Origin of the sequence: Rathayibacter sp. AY1C2 (assembly GCF_002931195.1) — a bacterium.
Classification (GTDB): domain Bacteria; phylum Actinomycetota; class Actinomycetes; order Actinomycetales; family Microbacteriaceae; genus Rathayibacter.
Map to the genome: position 1 here is coordinate 33974 of NZ_PSWG01000008.1, position 15660 is coordinate 49633.

Consider the following 15660-nt stretch of genomic DNA (forward strand, 5'->3'; position numbering starts at 1 on the left):
AGGAGAGAACGATGACCTCGTCCGACACCACCACCACAGGCGCCCCCCGATCGAGTGGGCGCATCGGCCTCTGGCTGATCGGGGCCCGGGGCAGCGTCGCCACCACGGCCGCCGTGGGCCTGCACGCCATCGCCGCCGGAGCCGCGCCCAGCTCGGGCTGCGCCACCGCGACCCCCGCCTTCGAGGACGTCCCGCTCGCCGGGTTCGCCGACATCGTCATCGGCGGCCACGACGTCTCGCCGACCCCGCTGCTCGAGAAGGCCACGGGCCTCGCGGCCGGCGGCATGTTCCCGACCTCGGTCGTCGCCGAGGTGGCCGACCGGATCGACGCGACCGACGCCGAGATCCGCCTCGCCCCCTCCGACGCCGCGTCGCAGCAGGAGGAGATCGACCGCCGGGCAGCCGACATCGTCGCCTTCCGCGAGCGCCACGGCCTCGCCCGGGTCGTCGTGATCGACGTCGCCTCGACCGAGGTGCTGCCGGCCGACCGTCCCGAGTTCCACGACCTCGCCGCTCTGCGCGCCGCCCTGGCGCGTCCGGGCGAGCGCCTCCTGCCGCCGAGCTCGATCGCCGCCCTCTCGGCCGTCGTCGCGGGCGCGGCCTACGCCTGCTTCACTCCCTCGACCGCGCTGGCTCTGCCGGCCCTGGAGGAGTGGGCCGCCGAGGCCGGGATCCCGATCGCCGGCCAGGACGGCAAGACGGGGGAGACCCTGCTCCGCAGCGTGCTCGCGCCGATGTTCACGGCGCGCGGGATGCGCGTGCTCTCGTGGGCGGGCGCGAACCTCCTCGGCGGCGGCGACGGGCAGACCCTCGCCGACCCGGAGGCGGTGCGCTCGAAGCTCGTCTCGAAGAACCGCGGACTGCGCAGCCTCCTCGGCGACGACGTCGTCACTCCGCTCCACATCGACAACGTCCCGGACCTCGGCGACGTCAAGACCGCCTGGGACCACGTGCACGCCGAGGGATTCCTCGGCTCGCGGATCACGGTGCAGACGATCTGGTCGGCGTACGACTCGGCACTCGCGGCGCCGCTGATCCTCGACCTCGCCCGCCTGCTGGCGCTCGCGGACGAGGCCGGCGTCTCGGGCCCCGTCGGCGAGCTCGGCTTCTTCTTCAAGGACCCGTGGGGCAGCGACGTGCACGGCTTCGCCGAGCAGACGGCCGAGCTGGTGGCCTGGTCCGCCCGCACCGGCGCCCTCGTCGCCGAGCGCCGCACCCCGGTGACGAGCGGGACGCGGAGCGATGGCTGAGCTGCGCGACTACCTCGAGCTGGTCCGCGCGAAGGCCGCGCTGACCGTGATCGGCGACACCGTCGCGGGCGGAGCGTGGGCGGGCCGCGGAGTGGGAGCGCGCACGGTCGCGCTCCCGCTAGCCTCGGCGCTGCTCTACTCGGCGGGCATGGCGCTCAACGACTACGCGGACGCCGAGCTCGACGCCCGGGAGCGGCCCGAGCGGCCGATCCCCTCGGGGCGCATCCGGCGCTCGGCGGCGCTGGGCACGGCGGCCGCGCTGACCGCGGCGGGGATCGCCGTGGCGGCCGTCGTGGACGGGCGGCGCTCGCTCGCGCTCTCGCTGCCGCTCGCGGCCGGGATCTGGTCGTACGACCTGCTCGCGAAGCCGACTCCGCTGGGCCCGGTCGTGATGGCGGCCTGCCGCGGTCTCGACGTGCTGCTCGGTGCGGGCGTCGACGGCGTGCGCGCGGCGGCCCCCGCCTCCGCCGCTGTGGCCGCGCACACGCTCGGCGTCACCGTGCTCTCGCGCGGCGAGGTGCACGGCACCACTCCGGTCACGGCGGGAGCGGTCTCGGCCGGCACCGCGGCGATCGCGCTGTCCACCGCGGCCGGCGCTCTGGCCGAGCGCCGGGCCGCCCCCGCCGCGGTCGTCGCCGCGGGCCTCGGCCGCTGGCTCCTGCTCGTGCTCACCGCGCAGCTGCAGGCCGTGCGGACGCCGACGGCCGCGGCCGCGCGGACGGCGACCCGCGCGGGCATCACCGGGATGATCCCGCTGCAGGCCGCGCTCGCCGGTCTGAAGCGTCCCGAGCTGGGGGCGGCGCTGCTCGCGCTCGACGCGCTCGGCTCCCTCCTGCTCCGCCGCCCGCGGACGGCGGACATCACATGAGCGCCACCGGACCCGTCCTCGGCTACGGCACCAACGGCTTCGCCGACCACACCCTCGACGACGCGCTCACGGTGATCCACGCCGCGGGGTACCGCGCCGTCGCGCTCACCCTCGGGCACCCGCACCTCGATCCCTTCGCGGCCGACTGGCGCGAGCGGACGCTGGCGCTCCGGTCGCGGCTCGACGAGCTGGGCCTGCGCGTGGTCGTCGAGACGGGCGCGCGGTACCTGCTCGACCCGTTCGCGAAGCACCGCCCCACGCTGGTCGACGAGGAGGCCGGCCCCCGCGTCCGCTTCCTCGAGCGCGCGATCGAGATCGCCGCGCTGCTGGGCGCCGACGCCGTCTCCCTCTGGTCGGGGGTCGTGCCGGCGGGCGCCGATGCGGCCGCTGCCTGGCGGCTGCTCGTCGAGCGCATGCGCGGCGTCGTCGCGACGGCCGAGCGCCACGGCGTGCGGCTGGCCGTCGAGCCCGAGCCGGGGATGCTGGTGGAGACGGTCGCCGACGCGCTGCTGCTGCGCCGCGAGCTCGGCGACCCGGAGTCGGTCGGGCTGACGGTCGACCTCGGCCACTGCGTCGTGGTGGAGCCGGACGGCGTGGTCGGAGCCCTCCGCAGCGCTGGGGACCTGCTCCTGAACGTGCAGGTCGACGACATGCTCCCGGAGCGGCACGAGCACCTCGAGCTCGGCACCGGATCGCTCGACCTCGCGGCCGCCTTCGCGACCCTCGCCGAGATCGGCTACCGCGGGATCGCCGCCGTCGAGCTGCCCCGGCACTCGCACGACGCGCCCCGCCTGGCCGTGGCGAGCCTCGCGGCGATGGAGGAGGCGCTCGGCGGCGCCTCCTCGCACGCCGAGCACCCGTGGACCGCGGCCGCCCGTTCCGCCGTCCTCGAGCGCCCGTCGCGGATCGAGCGCTTCTTCCCCGCCGCGGGCCGCGAGGCCGGACGCGAGCCGCTCCGGCCCGCCGAGGACCCGCACGGCCTCGTCCACGGCACGCACGACGACGCGGCCCGCGCCGCCCTGGTGCAGGCCGCGGCGCAGGCGCTCGGCGACGACGACCTGGCCGCTCTCCTCCTCCGCCTCTACCGCGGCGGGGACGGCGCCGAGCGCCGCGGAGTGCTGGCCGGGCTGAACGCCCTCGGCGACCCGGGACGGGCGACGACCCTCGCCGGCCTCGAGCTGACCGCCGACGCCCTGCGCGCCAACGACACCCGGCTCGTCGCCGCGGCGATGGGCTCCTTCGCCCGCCGACACCTCGACGCGCACGCCTGGCGGCACGGGGTGCTCAAGCTCGTCTTCCTCGGCGTCCCGCTCGCAGCGGTCGCCGGGCTGGAGGAGCGCAGCGACGCCGAGCTGCGCGCGATGGCCGGCCGCTTCGCCGACGAGCGCCGCGCGGCCGGGCGCCCGCTCCCGGACGATCTGGCGGTGCTCCTGCCGAGCTGACCGCCCCCGAACGCCGCCCCGACCGCGGGGCACCACCACCGATGAGAAAGGCGCGACGATGCGCATCTTCGACCCGCACATCCACATGACCTCCCGCACCACCGACGACTACCAGGCGATGTTCGACGCCGGCGTCCGCGCGGTCGTCGAACCCTCCTTCTGGCTCGGCCAGCCGCGCACGAACGTCGGCTCGTTCACGGACTACTTCGATGCCCTGATCGGCTGGGAGCGCTTCCGCGCCGCGCAGTTCGGCATCCGCCACCACTGCACCATCGGGCTCAACCCGAAGGAGGCGAACGACCCGCGCTGCCGGGCCGTCCTGCCCGAGCTCGACCGCTACCTCGCCAAGGACGGCGTCGTCGCGGTCGGCGAGACCGGCTACGACTCGCTCACCCCCGAGGAGGACCAGGTCTTCCGCCAGCAGCTCGAGCTCGCCGGCGAGCACGGCCTCCCCGCGATGGTGCACACCCCGCACCGCGACAAGGAGTCGGGCACCCGCCGCACCCTCGAGGTCGTCGCCGACTCGGGGCTCGAGCCCGGGCGGGTCCTCGTCGACCACCTCAACGAGGTCACCGTCGACGCGGTCCGCGACTCCGGCTGCTGGATGGGCTTCTCCATCTACCCCGACACGAAGATGGACGAGACCCGCCTGGTGACGCTGGTCGAGCGGATCGGGCTGGACCGCGTGCTGGTCAACTCCGCCGCCGACTGGGGCCGCTCCGACCCGCTCACGACCGCGAAGACCGGCCGCCTCCTCCTCGTCGCCGGCTTCAGCGCGGGCGACGTCGACCGGCTGCTCTGGCAGAACCCGGTCGAGTTCTACGGGCAGAGCGGACGCCTGGACCTCTCGCCCGTCGCGGGCTTCGACGTGCAGGAGTCGGCCGGCCGCACCTTCGAGGGCAACTCCGTGCTCCGGGGCGCGCCGCGCGTGGCGGAGGTCGTGTGATGCACCTCTCCTACTGCACCAACGTCCATCCCGCCGAGGACCTGGCCGGAGTCGTCCGCCAGCTCGACGTCTACGCCGGACCCGCGCGCGTGGCCGCCGGGCTCGCCCTGGTCGGAGTCGGCCTGTGGATCCCGCGCGACCTCGCGGCCCGCCTGGTCGCCAGCGCCGAGGACCGCGCCGTCCTCCGCGCGGCCCTGCAGCGCAACGGCCTGGAGGTGCGCACGCTCAACGCGTTCCCGTACGCCGCGTTCCACGCCGAGGTCGTGAAGCTCGACGTCTACCGCCCCGACTGGACCACGCCGGAGCGCCTGCAGTACACGATCGACTGCGCGCGGATCCTGGCCGACCTGCTGCCCGCCGGCGCCGACGGCAGCATCTCGACGCTGCCGCTGGGCTGGCGCGAGGGCTGGGGGCGGGAGCAGGACGAGGCCGCCTGCCGGAACCTCGCCCGGCTCGTCGAGGAGCTGCGCGACCTGCGCCGCTCCACGGGCCACGCGATCCGCCTGGCGATCGAGCCCGAGCCCGGCTGCATCCTCGACACCGTGGACGACGTCGTCGACTGGCTGCAGCCGCGGATCGGAGTGGTCGACCCGGCGTACGTGGGCGTGTGCCTCGACACCTGCCACCTCGCCGTCTCCTTCGCCGACCCGGTCTCGGCCGTCCGCCGCATCCGCGACGCGGGCCTGCGCGTGGTCAAGGTGCAGGCCTCGGCCGCGCTCCACCTGGAGGACCCCTCGGGCCGCGCCGCGCTCACCCCGTTCGTCGAGAAGCGCTACCTGCACCAGACCCGCGAGAACGGGATCGACGGAGTGCTCCGCGTCGACGACCTGCCTGAGGCGCTGGACACGCTCCCCGGCACCGGCCCGTGGCGCGTGCACTTCCACGTGCCGCTGCACCACCGGCCGGAGGCGCCGCTCTCGGCGACCACGGCCGTCCTGGCGGAGGCGGTCTCGGCGGTCGACGCCGCCTGGCCGTACGACGAGATCCACCTCGACGTCGAGACCTACACCTGGTCGGTGCTCGCCGACGCCCCGAGCGACCTCTCGACGGGCATCGGCGCCGAGCTCGCCTGGGCGGCCGCGCACCTGCTCACGCCCGCCTCCCGAGAGGCGCTGCTGGCGCCCCTCCTCCCGCAGGCGGCGGCGCTGTGAGGCCCGTGCTGCTGCTCGACGTGGTCGGGCTGACCTCGACGGCGCTCGCCGACATGCCCCGCCTCTCGCGGCTGGCCCGCGGGGGCGGGCGCCTGCCGCTGGACACGGTCCTGCCCGCGGTCACCTGCAGCGTGCAGTCGACCATGCTCACCGGCTCGATGCCCGCGCAGCACGGGATCGTCGGCAACGGCTGGTACTTCCGCGACCTCGGCGAGGTGCACCTGTGGCGCCAGCACAACCGCCTGGTCACGGGGGAGAAGGTCTGGGAGACCGCACGCCGGCTGAGCGGGGAGCCTTACCGCGCGGCCAACATCGGCTGGTGGTACGCGATGGGGGCGACGACCGACGTCACCGTCACTCCGCGCCCGATCTACCACGCCGACGGCCGCAAGTCGCCGGACGCGTACGTGCGCCCGCCGGCGCTGCACGACGAGCTGGTCTCGCGCTTCGGCGCCTTCCCGCTGTTCCAGTACTGGGGGCCGACCGCGTCGCTCCGCTCGACCCAGTGGATGGTCGACGCGACCCGGCATGTGCTGGCGGGCGACGGCTCCGGCCCGCCCGAGCTGACCACGGCGTACCTGCCGCACCTCGACTACGACCTCCAGCGCTTCGGACCGGACTCGCCCGAGGCGCGCCGGGCCGCGTCGGAGCTCGACGTGGTGCTCGCTCCGCTGCTCGACGACGCGGAGGCGCTGGGCGCGTCGGTGATCGTGGTCGCCGAGTACGGGATCGCCGACGCCGACACCCCGGTCGACGTGAACCGGGCGCTCCGCCGCGAGGGCCTGCTCGAGGTCTACGTGCAGGACGGCCGCGAGCAGCTGGACCCGTGGACGTCGCGCGCGTTCGCCGTCGCCGACCATCAGGTCGCCCACGTCTACGTGCAGGACGCGGCGGACCTGCCGCGGGTGCGCTCGATCCTCGAGGGGCTCGACGGCGTCGACGAGGTGCTCGACCGGGAGGCGCAGGCCCGCTACGGCCTCGACCACGAGCGCTCGGGGGAGTTCGTCGTGGTCGCCCGGCCGGGGGCGTGGTTCACCTACTACTACTGGCTCGACGACGACCGCGCGCCCGACTTCGCCCGCGGCGTCGACATCCACCGCAAGCCCGGCTACGACCCGGCCGAGCTCTTCTTCGATCCGGCCGACCCGCTGGTGAAGGCGAAGGCGGCGGGCAACCTTGCCAAGAAGGCGCTGGGGCTGCGCTACGCGATGAACCTGGTGCCCCTGGACGCGTCGCTCGTGCGCGGCACGCACGGGAGGCTGCCGTCCTCATCGGCCGACACCCCGCTCGTGCTGGCCTCGGACGCGGACCTGCTGCCGGCCGGAGCCGCGTCGCTCCCGGCCACCGCGGTGCGCGACCTGGTGCTCGCGGCGCACGGCCCGGCCCTCGCGAAGGAGGCGTCGGCGCTCGCGCGCTGAGGGAGGGGACGCCCGGCGGCCTGCGCTCGTGCGCGGGCTGCCGGGCTCTGAGGGATCAGCCGGGGTCGCCGCGGACCTTGAGAGCTCAGGCGAGCTCGCCGCGGGCCGCAGCGGGCTCAGGTCCTCGCCGCGGATTCAGGTCCTCGCCGCGGGCTTCGTCCGGGCCGCCGGGCGGCTCAGCGCGGCACGAGCCCGGTGAGCCGCGCCGTCAGCCGCTCGACGGGGCCGGCACCGAGGAACCGCCACCACAGCACGGCGGCCGTGCACAAACCGAGCACGAGGGCGAGAGCGGCGAGCGGAGTGTCGGCGGAGTAGCCGAGGCCCGCCCGCGCGAGCGCTGCGACGAGAGCCACCTGCAGCACGTAGACCGAGAGCGCGAGCGTGCCGATCGCCCGGAGCGGCACCAGCAGCCGCTGGACAGCGGGGGAGCGCGACGTGGTCGACAGCACCACCGCGACGTAGGCCAGGAGCACGAGCCCGAGGTCGTGCAGGGTGTCCGGGAGGCTGCCGGAGGGCGACTCCACGCCGAGCAGGAGCGCGACCAGCGGCCGCACCGGGTACGCGACGACCGCGACCGCCGCGAGCGCCGGCAGCAGCCGGTCGCGCTGCGCGCCGTGCCGCAGCAGCAGGGCTCCGAGGAGGAAGAAGGGGAGCAGGTTGGTCGCGCGGTAGCTCGGCCCGGTGAAGAGCCAGAGGGCGAGCGGAGAGCCGGATGCGGCGGCGGCGACCGCGGCGTTCGCGGGCCCGGCGGCGAGCGCGAGCACGGCGGCCAGCGCGGCGATCGTCCGGGAGCGGAGGAGCAGCAGCGGCGTGCCGAGCACGAGCACGACGCCGAGGTACTGCAGCACGATCGCGATCCAGCTGCCCCAGGTCTCGAGCCAGACGCCGAGCGCCACGAGCACCGCGCCGCGGATCGCGTTCCGCAGCAGCACCCGCCCGGGGGAGGCACCGGGCCGCGCGAGCACCAGGGCCGCCGACATCCCCATCACCAGCGCGAACAGCGGCGACGCGAGATCGTTGACGTTCCACGCCAGGAACCCGACGACCCCCGTGCGCGCGCTCGGCACGAGCGGCATCGCGTGCGCGACGAGCATGGCCGCCACCGCCACTCCGCGCAGCACGTCGGGGGCGACCAGTCGGTCGTGCCGGAGTCGCGGAGCCGTCGCAGTCATCCCGCGAGAGTAGGCGCGCCCCCGCCGCCGCGCCCCGCGCGAGCGCACCTCGCGCCACCGGCCGTCCGCCGGGCCGACCGGCCGCGGCGCCGCCCGCCCCGCCCACGGGCGGCCGCGGCGCCGCCCGCTCCGCCGACGTGCGCTGCTGTCCGCTCCGCTCCGTCGGTCCGGGCCTCCGGCGGCCCGCTCCCACCCGTCGCTGACCGGCCGCGGCGCCGCCCGCTCCGCCGACGTGCGCTGCTGTCCGCTCCGCTCCGTCGGCCCGGCCTCCGGCCGCCCGCTCCGATCCGTCGCTAACGGCCCGTTCCGTCCTCCCGCACGGGCCGTTCGTGACGGATCGACGCCCGGCGCCCTCCGGCAGGCCCGCGCTCGCTCCGCATGCGGCGCCCAGTCGCGCCCGGCCCGCGCCGATCCGTCGCGAACGGCCCGTCCTGCGCTCCTCCGCGGGCCGTGAGCGACGGATCAGCGCCCACCCGCGCCGCCGCCTCGCGCGGATCCCCGCCGCGATGCCCCGGCCTCGCCCCGGCCTGCTCCGATGCGTCACGAACGGCTCCTTCCGTCCTCCCGAAGCGACCGTTCGTGACCCTTCGACGCCCGCTCGTCCGCACGCGCGCCCGCGCCGCCGCCTCGCGCTCGGCGCCGCCGCGACGTCCCGGCCTGCTCCGATGCGTCACGAACGGCTCCTTCCGCCCTCCCGAAGCGACCGATCGTGACCCCTCGACGCCCGCCCGCCCGCGAGCGGCCTGCACTCGGCCCGCACCGAGCACGACCGGGCATGCTGGACGGATGACCGACGCCGCCCCGTCCCCCGACCGCCCGCGCCGTGCCCGCAGCCAGCACGTGCTCACCGTGCTGCGGACCGAGCGCCTCACCGGCCACCTCGTCCGCGTGCACCTCGGCGGCGACGGGCTCGACGCGTTCCTCACCGAGTCCGACCCCGAGCGCCTCGCCGCGACCGACCGCTACGTGAAGCTCCTGCTCCCGCCGCGCGGCTCCGACCTCCAGCCGCCCTTCGACCTCGACGCGCTCCGGGCGAGCGTCGCCCCCGAGCAGCTGCCCGTGCGCCGCACCTACACCGTCCGCTCGGTCGACCTCGAGCGGCGCTCGATCGCCGTCGACTTCGTCGTGCACGGCGACGAAGGGGTGGCGGGACCGTGGGCGCTCGCCGCGACTCCCGGTGACCGGATCGCGCTCTCCGCGCCCGGCGGCGCCTGGTCGCCGAGCGCCGACCCCGAGGTCGTGCACCTGCTGCTCGGCGACGACTCCGCTCTGCCGGCGATCGCCTCCGCCCTCGAAGGGATGCCCGCGCACGCCCGCGGCCTCGTCCTGATCGAGGTGGACTCGGCCGCCGACGAGCTCGATCTTCCCGCTCCGGCCGGAGTGGAGGTGCGCTGGCTGCACCGCGGCGGTCTCGAGGCCGGCCGGGCGCTGGTCGTGGCCGTGCGGGCCGAGCCGAGGCTCGAGGGCGTGCTCGAGGTCTTCGCGCACGGCGAGCGCACGGCGATGAAGCAGCTGCGCGCCCTCCTGCAGGACGAGTGGGGCGTGGAGCGCCGGGCGCTCTCGCTCTCGGCCTACTGGGCTCTCGGCCGCGCCGAGGACCGCTTCCAGGCCGAGAAGCGCGAGCCGGTCGGCGCGATCTTCGCCGACTGACGCGGGAGCGCACTCCGTCCGCACACCTCCGGGAAGGGACCAGGTCACGATCACCACCCGGGACGGCTCGAGCCGCGAGGTCCCCGTCGACTCCCTCTACCGCCCGTGAGCGGGTCGCGGCACTCCCGTTCGGACGGGCCGGAGCAGGAGGGGACGGGTGCGCGCGTCCTGTCCACGCGCTTCACCGACGTCCACTACCTCGACGAGGGACCGGTGGACGGCACTCCGCTCGTGCTCGTGCACGGCTTCCCCGACGTCCCCGCCACCTGGGACGGCGTCCTGGAGCTGCTTCCCCCCGGGCTCCGGGTGGTGCGCCCCTTCCTGCGCGGGGGCGGGCGGACCCGTGTCGTCGACCCCGGGGCGCGGTCCGGGCAGGTGGCCGCGCTGGCCACCGACCTGCTCGATCTCCTCGAGGCGCTCGACCTCGGGCCTGTCGTGCTCGTCGGCCACGACTGGGGAGCGCGGACCGCTCACGCCGTCGCGGCGCTCGCGCCCGAGCGGGTCGGCGCACTGGTCACCCTCGCCACCGCGTACGGACCGTCGAGCGAGCTGAGCGGCGGCGAGGTCCTCGACGACGCCGCCGCGGCCTGGTATCGCTACTGGCTCTGCACGGCCGCGGGAGCGGAGGCGTTCCGGGGCGACCCGGCGCAGCTCGTCCGTTGGGCCTGGCGGGAGTGGTCGCCTCCGGGCTCCCTCCCGCCGGAGGCCCTGGAGGAGGTCCTCGCGGCGACGGCGACCAGCGGCTTCGCCGACACGGTCGTCGACTACTACCGGCACGGCGCCGGGGAGGCGCCCGGCCGGGCCGTGTACCGCGCCGCGCAGGAGGCCCTCGACGCCTGGCCGCGCATCGACGCGCCGACGACCTTCCTTCTCGGGACGGCCGACGGCTGCGAGACGCCCGCCCTCGCACGGGCGAACGGCCGGTACTTCTCCGCAGGCCGGGAGCTGATCGAGCTCGACGGCGTCGGCCACTTCGTGCAGCGCGAGGCCCCCGGGTCGGTCGCGGCCGCGATCCTCCGGCACCTCCGACCGGTCGTCCCCGCACCCGCGCCTCCCGTGACGCGCTAGAGCGTCTGCGGCCGCGGACGGTCCGTGCCCACCCCGCGGACGCTCCTGCTGGAGGCCGCGAGGAGCGAGGCGACGAGGACGAGCGCGGCGCAGCCGAGCAGGGTGCGGTCGAGCCCGACGAGGTCGGCGAGCGGGCCCACGAGCGCCTCCCCGAGCGGCACGGCGAGGAAGGAGCCGACCATGTCGTAGGAGTAGACCCGGGCGAGCGCCTCGCGGGGGACGTGGGTCTGCAGCGTCTGGTCCCAGGCGATGGCGAAGATCTCGAGCGCGACTCCGCCGAGGGCGAAGGCGAGGAGGAGGGCGGGGAGCGCCGGGAGGATCCCGAGGGCGGCGACGGGGACAGCCGTCACCGCCATGAGAGCGACGCCCGCCCCCAGCGCACGGCGGGGCCGCCAGCGCAGCGCGATCAGGGCCCCGATCACCAGACCGACGGTCTGTGCGGCGATCACGAGGCCCCACGCCGCTCGGCCGAAGGACCGGTCGGCGACGACCGGGCCGAGGACCGTGGTCGCGCCGACGAACGCGGCGTTGACGGCGGTGAACTGCGCCACGACGATCCACACCCAGCGCCGGCTCGTGAACTCCCGCCACCCCTCGCGGAGGTCGGCGAGGACGGAGGCGCCCGGGCCCGAGCGGACCGTCCGCGGCAGCCGCACACGGGAGTAGAGGACCGCGGCCAGGGCGAAGCCCGCGGCGTCGACCGCCAGCCCCCACCCGGGACCCACCAGTGCGACGAGCGCGGCCCCGGCCGAGGCGCCGACGATGCTCCCGCCGTTCAGGCCCAGGCGGAGCAGGGCGTTCGCCGGGCGGAGCTCGCCGACCGGCACCGTCTCGGGGACGAGGGCGGCCGCGGCGGGCAGGCTCATCGCCGCGACGGCGCCGTTGAGCACGCTGAGCACGACCAGGGCCGCGACGGTCGCCGTCCCCGTGATCACCATCACGGCGACCGCGGCCTGAGTGGCTGCCGCCGCGAGCGAGGTGCCGACGAGGATCACGGAGCGGGGGAGCCGGTCGGCGAGGACGCCGCCGAGCAGCAGGACGGCCACGTTGGCGAGGGAGCGCGCGGCGACGACGAGTCCGAGGTCCGTCGGCGAGCCCGTCAGGTCCAGCACGGCGAAGGCCAGGGCGATCGGAGCGACGGCGTTGCCGAGGACCCCGGTCGTGCGGGCGGCGAGGAGCCAGCGGAAGGGGCCGTGCGCGAGAGGACCGTGCGCCAGCGGCCCGCGCCCGTCGCGGGTCACGGCCGGCGGAGCGGGAACATCGCGGTCGTCATCGACACCGGTGCGGTACCGGGCGTCCTCGGCGGCCGGGCCGCCGCGTGCAGCAGCGCGGACGCCTCCCCGACGTGCCGCACCACCCGCCGCCAGACCTCGGGGTCGACCCAGAGCTCCGCGTCCGTCGAGAGCTGAGGACCGTCCGCCCGGCTCGACGAGCGCCGCCGGAGCTCCTCGATCAGGGCCTCGAGGTGCAGGTCCCGCTCCTCCTCCGGCCCGGCGTCCACTGACGCGGTCACGTCGAAGGGCCTTCCGGAGGCCTCGTGCCGGTACCTCTTCGCCTCGCCGCCCCGCAGGCGCACGGTCTCGACGACGGCCACGAGCCCGGCGCGCTCCAGCACGCGGAAGTGGTAGCTCGCCGTCGCCTGCGACAGCTGCAGCTCGCGGGCGGCCTCCGCGGCGCTCATCGCCGCTCCCGTCACCAGGGACAGCAGGCGGAGGCGGATCGGGTGCGCGGTGGCGCGCAGCTCGTCGAGAGAGGACATGCGGCCATGGTGTCCGGCGGCTCCAGCACCGTCAAACAGGGCTTTGGGGGTCGGGCGGCGCTCACCAGGCCGCTCTCGCGAGCGATCCGGAGGCTCCACCGGCGCTTCCGGGCTGCTCGCTCACCCCGGCGATCCGGGATCGGGGCCCGGAGTCGTCCTCCGGGCCCCGTCGCTCACACCTGGGCGGTGCCGCTGTCCTCGACCGGGCCGGTCGCGTCCGACTCCTCGGTGATCTCGGTGTCGGTCTCGTCGGCACGGTCGCGGAGCGCGTCGGCCATCGCGCCGGCGCCCTCGGCTCCGTGGTCGTGCTCGACCTGGTCGATCAGGCCGCCGAGCTTCTCGTCGTTGCTGGCGTCCTCGGCTCCGTCCATCACGGGGCTGTTCTGCTCGTTGTCGCTCATGGCGCTCCTCCTGGGTCGACCGGCCTCTGCGCCGGTGGTCCGACGCTACGCGCGCGGCCCGTGCGGTGCAGGTGATCGACGGGAATCGGCCAGTCCGGTATCAAGCGCTCGATGGGCGTTCCCGGTCATCCCCGAGTCGAGCGGATATCGCTTTCCACCCTCCGGAGAAGTGAGCGGATATCGACTGTCGAATGAGCCCCTATCGCTTTCCGGCGAGGTGAACAGTTCTCTCAGAGAAGTGCCCCTCGGAGACCCTCCCTGCTATGATCGGGCGACTTCTGCACCAGGGACCGGGGGGTCGTTCTCGGCGGACGATCGATCATCCACACGCCTGTTATCCCGATCATCACCAGTGAAGGCGCGTATGGCTTCGTATCTCTTCGTCTGCTCCGGCGGCGGGCATCTCAAGGAGATGTTCGCCCTCTCGGGGCTCCTCGGAGTCGACCCGGAGGAGCAGCACTGGGCGACCGTCGACAGCGCCCTCAGCCGCACCCTCCTCGCCGACCGGCGCGTGACCCACCTCGCCGATCCGCCGCCCCGCGCCGTGGTGCCGGTGCTCCGCAACGCGATGATCGGCCGCTCCCTGCTGGCCCGCGGGTCCTTCGACGCCGTCTTCAGCACCGGCGCCAGCCCCGCCCTCTCCTTCCTGCCGCTCGCGGCCTCGCGCGGCATCCCCGCGCACTACATCGAGAGCGCCGCCCGCGTGCTCGGCCCGTCGATGACCGGTCGGATCCTCGCCCGGGTCCCCGCCGTCTCGACCTACACCCAGTACCGCTCCTGGGCCGACGACCGCTGGAGCTTCGGCGGCTCGATCTTCGACACCTACCGCGTCGAGGACGTCGTCCCGCAGCCGATCCGCCGCGCCGTGGTCTCGGTCGGCACGCAGGACGGCTACCCGTTCCCCCGCTTCTTCGCCGCGCTCGCGCCGCTGCTCGAGGGCGTGGAGGTGCTCTGGCAGACCGGAGCGAACGACGTCTCCGGGCTCGGGATCGACGGCCGCCACTCCGTGCCGCACGACGAGCTCAACGCCGCGATGAAGGCGGCCGACGTCGTCATCGCGCACGGGGGAGTGGGCACCGCGCTCAGCGCCATCGAGCAGGGCCGGGTGCCGATCCTGGTCCCGCGCCGCGCCTCGTTCGGCGAGCACGTCGACGACCACCAGGTGCAGATCGCCACGCGCCTGGCCGACTCCGGCCTCGCGGTCACCGTCGACATCGAGGGCCTCTCCCGCGAGACGCTCGAACTCGCCGCGGCGAGGCGGGTCGTCTCCGCCGATTCCGCCGTGCCCTTCGTGGTGCACGAGACGGCCGAGAAGTCCTCGAGCCTCTCCCGCCGACTCTTCCCCTCCTCCCGCTGATCCCCGCCCGAGCGACCAGACGTGATGAGAACGACATCCACGCGTCATCCGCGGCCCGTACACTCTCGAATGGGTTGGGGGGCCGGACGTCACTTCATGTGCGTCGAATTCGGAATGGTCGGCCGACTCGACACTGATGGCGAAAGCTCCGAAGGATTCTCGATATGACTGACACCCCGCGCGGCCTCTCGCGCCGCCTCCTGCTCGCCGCCTCCGCTGTCGGAGCCGCCGCGACCGCCTCCGCTCTCGTAGCGACCCCGGCGCTCGCCGCGCCGAACTACAGCGTGATCCCGAGGCTCCCGGGCGAGGTCTCGCGCCTCGACACCAAGTTCTCGAAGAGCGGCAACAAGCCCTACGAGATCATCGATGTGAAGATCGGCGGCGACTCCACCCGCCTCTTCGTCCCGCACTCGGCGAAGCCGAAATCAGGCTCCTCGGTGCCGGTCGCCTGGTTCTACCACGCCAGCGGCAGCAGCTTCAGGGCCCTCGACAAGGCCTACTTCTACTCGGCCGATCCGCTCGTCGACCTGGGCTTCGTCAGCATCTGCCCGGACTTCGGCGGCCCGAGCAACTACACCAACCCCACGGCGCTCGCCGTGCAGACGGCCGCCACAGCCTGGGTGCAGAGCCTCTGGAACGTCCGCGGGAGCTTCCTCCGCTCGAACTCCGGCGGCGGCGCGATGATGTGCTGGGCCTACGCGAAGAAGATGGTGCCGAACATCTACGGGGCCTACCACGCCAGCAGCGTCTTCGACGTCGAGGACCTCGCGGCGCGCGACGACAGCGAGTCGAACCGCGTCCTCGCGGTGTACGGCGGAGACCGGGCGCTGATGCGCGCGACCAATCCCGCCCGTCTGCCGCAGGACGCGTGGAGGGGCATTCGTCTGCGCGTCAGCGCCGGCACGGCCGACCAGCTCGCTCCCGCGGAGCTCCACGGCGGACGCCTCCGCCGCCTCGCGCTCCCCGTCGCCAAGGAGGCGACGATCGCCTACCACAACAGCGCCGGCTACGAGGGCGGCCATGTCGTCCCGGACTTCACCAACAAGGACTCGGTCGGGACCTTCCGCCGCTGGCTCCAGGAGGGCCCCGCCTGATCCGCGGCAGGACCGACGCGACCCCTCCTCCCCGGGGGTCGGCGCCAGGGTCGAGCAGTGGAGGAGGAGGGCACGGCATCGCAG

At 75.0% G+C, this 15660-nt stretch carries 14 protein-coding genes; 10 read left to right on the forward strand and 4 right to left on the reverse strand.

From position 1 onward, the window contains the following. Window positions 1–11: 11 nt before the first annotated feature. The 6 genes from C5C55_RS08060 to C5C55_RS08085 are packed head-to-tail and all read left to right on the forward strand — an operon-like array spanning window position 12 to window position 7075. On the forward strand, window positions 12–1250 hold the full coding sequence (locus C5C55_RS08060) for an inositol-3-phosphate synthase (RefSeq protein ID WP_104226602.1): 1239 nt from the start codon (window positions 12–14) through the stop codon (window positions 1248–1250). Next, on the forward strand, window positions 1243–2118 hold the full coding sequence (locus C5C55_RS08065; protein WP_219812364.1) for an SCO3242 family prenyltransferase: 876 nt from the start codon (window positions 1243–1245) through the stop codon (window positions 2116–2118). Before C5C55_RS08060 ends, C5C55_RS08065 begins: the two co-directional genes overlap by 8 nt. Continuing rightward, the gene (locus C5C55_RS16835; RefSeq protein WP_104233533.1) at window positions 2115–3560 is read left to right on the forward strand and encodes an EboA domain-containing protein; all 1446 of its coding nucleotides are present in this window, start codon (window positions 2115–2117) and stop codon (window positions 3558–3560) included. The genes C5C55_RS08065 and C5C55_RS16835 overlap by 4 nt, the downstream gene beginning before the upstream one ends. Window positions 3561–3618: 58 nt before the next feature. Beyond that, complete coding sequence (locus C5C55_RS08075) at window positions 3619–4506, forward strand: TatD family hydrolase (RefSeq protein WP_104222466.1); 888 nt, start codon at window positions 3619–3621, stop codon at window positions 4504–4506. Beyond that, on the forward strand, window positions 4506–5657 hold the full coding sequence (eboE, locus tag C5C55_RS08080; RefSeq protein ID WP_104233590.1) for a metabolite traffic protein EboE: 1152 nt from the start codon (window positions 4506–4508) through the stop codon (window positions 5655–5657). The genes C5C55_RS08075 and eboE overlap by 1 nt, the downstream gene beginning before the upstream one ends. Continuing rightward, entirely contained in the window at window positions 5654–7075 is a 1422-nt protein-coding gene (locus C5C55_RS08085; protein WP_104233534.1) for an alkaline phosphatase family protein, read from the forward strand. The genes eboE and C5C55_RS08085 overlap by 4 nt, the downstream gene beginning before the upstream one ends. A 176-nt stretch (window positions 7076–7251) precedes the next feature. On the opposite strand, the gene C5C55_RS08090 is transcribed toward C5C55_RS08085, so the two are convergent. Beyond that, window positions 7252–8247: a DUF418 domain-containing protein gene (locus C5C55_RS08090; protein ID WP_104233535.1), complete on the reverse strand. Its 996-nt coding sequence runs from the start codon at window positions 8245–8247 to the stop codon at window positions 7252–7254. Between the two features lie 786 nt (window positions 8248–9033). Between C5C55_RS08090 and C5C55_RS08095 the strand changes: the two genes are divergently transcribed. Next, window positions 9034–9897, forward strand: coding sequence for a siderophore-interacting protein (locus C5C55_RS08095; RefSeq protein WP_104233536.1), 864 nt, complete (start codon window positions 9034–9036; stop codon window positions 9895–9897). A 105-nt stretch (window positions 9898–10002) separates the two neighbouring features. Further along, window positions 10003–10965, forward strand: a complete 963-nt coding sequence (locus C5C55_RS08100; protein WP_104233537.1) for an alpha/beta fold hydrolase — start codon at window positions 10003–10005, stop codon at window positions 10963–10965. Here the strand turns inward: C5C55_RS08100 and C5C55_RS08105 are convergent. The 3 genes from C5C55_RS08105 to C5C55_RS16545 form a co-directional block, all read right to left on the reverse strand. Next, on the reverse strand, window positions 10962–12206 hold the full coding sequence (locus tag C5C55_RS08105) for an MFS transporter (RefSeq protein WP_258065101.1): 1245 nt from the start codon (window positions 12204–12206) through the stop codon (window positions 10962–10964). The two genes, C5C55_RS08100 and C5C55_RS08105, sit on opposite strands and share 4 nt — an antisense overlap. After that, the gene (locus tag C5C55_RS08110) at window positions 12203–12724 is read right to left on the reverse strand and encodes a helix-turn-helix domain-containing protein (protein WP_104222473.1); all 522 of its coding nucleotides are present in this window, start codon (window positions 12722–12724) and stop codon (window positions 12203–12205) included. The genes C5C55_RS08105 and C5C55_RS08110 overlap by 4 nt, the downstream gene beginning before the upstream one ends. 173 nt (window positions 12725–12897) lie before the next feature. Continuing rightward, complete coding sequence (locus C5C55_RS16545; protein WP_104296016.1) at window positions 12898–13125, reverse strand: hypothetical protein; 228 nt, start codon at window positions 13123–13125, stop codon at window positions 12898–12900. A 364-nt stretch (window positions 13126–13489) separates the two neighbouring features. On the opposite strand from C5C55_RS16545, the gene C5C55_RS16550 reads away from it, so the two are divergent. After that, on the forward strand, window positions 13490–14482 hold the full coding sequence (locus C5C55_RS16550) for a glycosyltransferase (RefSeq protein WP_104324895.1): 993 nt from the start codon (window positions 13490–13492) through the stop codon (window positions 14480–14482). Between the two features lie 164 nt (window positions 14483–14646). After that, window positions 14647–15576: a S9 family peptidase gene (locus C5C55_RS08120; protein WP_104233539.1), complete on the forward strand. Its 930-nt coding sequence runs from the start codon at window positions 14647–14649 to the stop codon at window positions 15574–15576. Window positions 15577–15660 lie beyond the last annotated feature (84 nt).